The sequence below is a fragment of the Mycobacterium sp. UM_CSW genome (assembly GCF_000455205.1).
Lineage (GTDB): Bacteria > Actinomycetota > Actinomycetes > Mycobacteriales > Mycobacteriaceae > Mycobacterium.
In genome coordinates this window covers 1-725 of sequence record NZ_AUWQ01000176.1, presented here as the reverse complement: position 1 = coordinate 725, position 725 = coordinate 1, and the positions used below count along the sequence as shown (strand labels likewise).

At 61.7% G+C, this 725-nt stretch carries 1 protein-coding gene; it reads right to left on the bottom strand.

Annotated elements, in window-relative coordinates; translation table 11 throughout:
- A partial coding sequence (locus tag N415_RS32440) for a class II aldolase/adducin family protein (protein WP_204366850.1) occupies positions 1 to 560 on the bottom strand: 560 nt, incomplete at its 3' end.
- Between the last annotated feature and the right edge of the window lie 165 nt (positions 561 to 725).

Sequence of the window (725 nt, the reverse complement as noted above, 5' to 3'; positions counted from 1 at the left end):
CGGCACGGCAACGGCCGGTGGGCCAGCGCGAAAGCCGTCGCGGCGGGAGAGTGGGTGTGAATTACTGAGCCGACGTCAATGCGAGCGTTGTAAACGACGCTGTGCATGGCGATAATTTCGGCGTTCTCCGGTGCTAGCTCGCCGTCGAGGACCTCGCCATCGAGACCGACCGTGGCCAGCTGGTCAGGGCGCAACTCTCGCACATATCCGGTCGTGGTCAGCAAGAACCGATCCGCGTCGAGCCTGGCGCTCAGGTTGGCCAGCCCGGAGTGCGATAGCACCCCCGAGACGAGTAGATGCTTGTTCGCTTCAATGATCCGTTGAGCATGGATTTGCACTTCATGTGCAGTCGTCATCTCGCATTCTCCGAATCCCGTTTCATTCGATCCAGCTTGCTGCAAAACAGATTTGCTGGGCACGCGGATCATGGACGTGTTTCGATGACCCATTCTTCGTGTCGGCTCAGCCTGCTTGAGCGTGCTCTCCCGCGCAAGTGCAGTCAATAAGGTGCCGACGAGTTGCGCGCTTCCGGCGCAACCGCCGCTGAAAGTCTTCGTCATGAGACAGATTCGCGGGCAAAGAGCTTGATAGCAACGACCCGATCGGTGACGGTGTCGTGTGCGCGCCACACCCCGCCTTAGGCGGCACAGGGGTAGCGACGCAGGCTGCGGCGGCTAGGCGTAGGCGCAGGGCTTGCCCATCGGGGAGGCACTGGGCACTGGGCA